Source organism: Dietzia sp. NPDC055343 (genome assembly GCF_053645265.1).
On sequence record NZ_JBSHMJ010000092.1, the window covers coordinates 1 to 3,557 of the forward strand.

Annotated in this window: 4 protein-coding genes; 3 read left to right on the plus strand and 1 reads right to left on the minus strand. The window is 64.4% G+C overall.

Annotated features, from left to right (window positions below; genetic code table 11):
* Positions 1–794: hypothetical protein (locus ACWIE7_RS18515; protein WP_454070233.1), on the minus strand; the 794-nt coding region annotated here is incomplete at its 3' end.
* A 413-nt stretch (positions 795–1,207) separates the two neighbouring features.
* On the opposite strand from ACWIE7_RS18515, the gene ACWIE7_RS18520 reads away from it, so the two are divergent.
* From ACWIE7_RS18520 to ACWIE7_RS18530, 3 genes are all read left to right on the plus strand, one after another.
* Positions 1,208–1,954, plus strand: a complete 747-nt coding sequence (locus ACWIE7_RS18520; protein ID WP_454070234.1) for a hypothetical protein — start codon at positions 1,208–1,210, stop codon at positions 1,952–1,954.
* A 57-nt stretch (positions 1,955–2,011) separates the two neighbouring features.
* Positions 2,012–2,635 (plus strand): hypothetical protein, encoded by a 624-nt coding sequence (locus tag ACWIE7_RS18525; protein WP_454070235.1) that lies wholly within the window; start codon positions 2,012–2,014, stop codon positions 2,633–2,635.
* 226 nt (positions 2,636–2,861) lie between these two features.
* Positions 2,862–3,557, plus strand: a 696-nt coding sequence (locus tag ACWIE7_RS18530; RefSeq protein WP_454070236.1) for a hypothetical protein, incomplete at its 3' end; no start/stop codon positions are given.

Genomic DNA, 3,557 nt, shown 5'->3' on the forward strand with positions numbered 1-3,557 from the left:
ACCGGCTCGGCGGTGTCCGCGAGCTGATCACCTCCGACGACGCGAGTGGTCGACGGAAGCACCGCGTACTCCGCGTCGGACACCGTGGTGGTGGAGAGCTGCGCGGCGTTGGCGCTCGCGGCGCATTCGTTCTGGAAGTTCGAGCCAAAGAGGCCACCTGTGTTGCCCGAGTACATAATCTGTGCGCCGGCGGCGCTTGAGTTCGGACCGGTTCCCGCGAGCCCAACGTGGATCTCCGTAGCCGGTATGGCCGGGGCGCGGAACGTCATCGCCACAGCGGGGAATCGGAAGTCGGTGCCGGAGTTTACTGTGAGGCCGCCGGAGGTTCCAGAGCCGGTGTTGGTTCCCCAGCGTGCGGACTGGCCTCCCCAGATCCGCAGCGCATTGCCATCAGCCTGGTTAACCTTCGTCTGGGGATTGACCCGGGTGAGGGCGGGTGTGCCGCTCATGTTCTGGGCGCCGCTGGCCAGCGAACTTCCGACGAGCTCTGCATTGTCCGGGAGCGCGATGTCGTAGGTGAAGCGTGCATGGTTGCGGCTGTTGTTGCGCATGACGCCGGGTTCCAGCGTGACGGTGAAGATCTCGCCCGGCGCGACGGACTCGGGGTAGGTCACGGTGACATCCCGAGGTGACCCAGGCGCGTTGCCGGAGTTATTGCCGCGGCAGGAGTACTGGACCGACGTGGTCTCGGTGACGGTCTCGGTTTGGGCGACGGTTGTAGGGGCGATGGCAACCATGGCCGCAACTGCCATTGAGCTACTTGCGAATAGCGCTGCTACGCGTCTGAGTTTCATATCGCTTCCTCGGGTGCGGGGTGATCGGCGTGCAAAGCGGAAGGCGGCCACATGAACGGGGTGCCGCCCGGACGACTGAGGCAAATCGACCGGTGCTGTGCGTGGACTGAGGGATTCACACCTCGTGCCACATTGTGACATACAACACGCTAGGTTATTGCCGGCTTTTGGACGCTAGTGCGGTCGAGGTACTGGCAGCGGCGCAGGTAGGTGAGCCATGAATGTGACGCATGTGGCAGGTGGCCACGGTGTGTTATGGAGGCGTTACTTCATAGTTGGCTACGAAGTAGATACTTATGCCAGACTGCTACGTGATGCGAATGTGATCTGAGGCACATTGCCAAATTGTTTTCGGAGGGCCACCGCATCAAATTCCGACCGGTGTCTACCCGACCCAATGAAGGAGTTCATTCATGGCACGCTTGTGGGCTCGCCCCTCTCGCCTCGCTGCCCTGGGTATCGCTGCGGCGACCGCGGTCGCAGTCGCCCCGACCGCCTCGGCCCAGTTGCCGGGGGTCGACAACAATACGCAGGTGTTCCCGGTGGACGACGAACGAATCCTCATCGCCGTGGATGAACCGGACCTGGAGGCCGGAACGGTCGGCGTCACGGTGCAGAACAACACAGCGCAGGCGCTGGCCTGCACCGGAATCGATGGCGGGCAGGCGGGTGCGGTGACCACCGCCGAGATCGCAGCGAAATCGGTCGACTTCTACGCCCGGTTCCCCAATTCCACGCTGTCACCCATCGACGTGGAGGTGGACGTACCCAGCGCAATCGCGGGAAGCGTCGGTGACCTGGGCGACGGTTTCCAGGTCGACCTCGGAAGTATCACCGGGATGATCCCGGGCAGCGCCGCCGGGCTCGTCAACGAGGAGTGGGGCGCCCTCGGTGAGATCAGCGGAGATTTCACGCAGTCGAGGTTGAACGGCCAGTACGGCGCAATGGGTGCGTCGTTGTCCATCCCGGCGCTGACGGCTCAGCCCTACAGCGTCGAGTTGGGGCAAACCAGCCGGGGGGAGCGTCCGGCGTTCCAGGCCGCCGTGGTGTTGACCTGCGTGCTCGGAGGCCAGCGGTACATCTTCCACGGATACAACGGTGACGCCCCGGTGCTCGAGACCAGCACCGGCAGCCTGTCGGGCGGCAGCCTCGGCAGCTGAGTCTGGTCGCTTCTCACTGACCCAGTTCCTGCTCAACAGCACAAAGAAAGCGAACCCATGAGCACCAATACTCGAAGGATCCTCCGTGGAGGAGTCGCCGCCATCGCTGCCACGGGACTCGTGGCCGGTGCGGGACTCGCTGGCGCCCAGATCCCCGGCGGGAACACTGGCGGGAATGTAGTCAAAACCGACAGTGACGCGCTGCTGGTCGGCGTCCACGACGTAGAGCCGAACGCAGCCCAGGTCACCGGCACCATCCAGAACACCACCGGCAACACATTCCGATGTGCGGTCCCGGCCGGTGATGGGGTCGAGTATCCCGGCCAGGTCACGACCGCCCAGGTCGTGACGCTGGCGATGGAGTATTACGCCCAGAACATCTACTCCGGCGCGGATGGCTTTGATATTCCGATGGCCGGCGAGGTCCAGACCGGCAGTCTCGATGACATCCTTCCGGGAGGAGGGTCCTCCAACCTCTTCGGGTCCTCTGGTGAGGATGACGTGAACGTCACCACCGCTCAGCAGGAGGCCCGCGTTGCCGGGCGGGTCGGAGACCCGAGGGTCGGAAACAGTGCTCTCTTCAACGTCGCCGCAGGCCAGGCCGTCGACTGGACTGCACAACTGAGTGTGTCGTCCACCGGCGATCGCGGTGAGTGGCAGGCGGCGGCGATGTTCTACTGATGCGCACTACGTCTTTGCCGGATACGAGGGGCTCGCCCCCGGAGAAGCCCCCGAGCCCGAGGCGGTCCCGGATAGCAGCGGAAGCCTGTCCTCGGGCTCGCTCGGCTCGTAAACCACACCCAAGCCCCTCCATCAGAAGAAGGAGACGTCAGTGTCTACCTCAGCCCGACTCAAGGGACTTGCCGCGGTCACCGCGAGCGCCGCCCTCGTCCTCAGTTCAGCCGGTGTGGCCTCCGCACAGGGAAATGTCATTCCCGGCGACCGTTACGACGGGCGAACGGCGATCGTCAACGCTGATTTCGGCGAATTCACGGTGGAGGGAGTCGATCGCGCGACCGGGACCGTGGACATCGCGTTCACCAACAACTCCGGTGGCTCTCTGCGTTGCGAGGCACCGAGCCCGGACCCGAACAACCGACCGGGGTCCACCGTCTCGACGGCCCCAGTGATCGAGGCGGCCACCGAGTACTACCAGCGTTTCCAGGTGGTCCCCGCAGGTGAGATCGATATCGAGCAAAGTATTCCGCTCCTCGGTGGCATCAATATCTACGCCGCGTTCTGGCCGCTCCTCCAGCTAATCCCGTCAGGCAGTGCTGCCCAGTTCATGAGCGACCGTGTGCAGCTGCAGGCGACGATTGTTGACGAGAATCGTCACGCCAAAACCAATGGACTCACCGGAACCGCCACGCCGTTCACCGTGGACTCGGGCGCGACGTGGACAGGTCAGGTTCAGCTCGGGCCGCCGTCCACGAGCCCGCGCGGTGAGAACAAGGTTGGCGCGATCGTCGTGTGCGGCCCCGGCGGAACGCAGGGTAATCAGCAGCTCTACGCGTGGTCGGCGTTCGAAGAAGGTTGGCCCGCGGCCGACGAGGGCGGCGGTGATAGCGGATCGCTAGACGCAGGCTCGCTCGGAAGCAGTGAC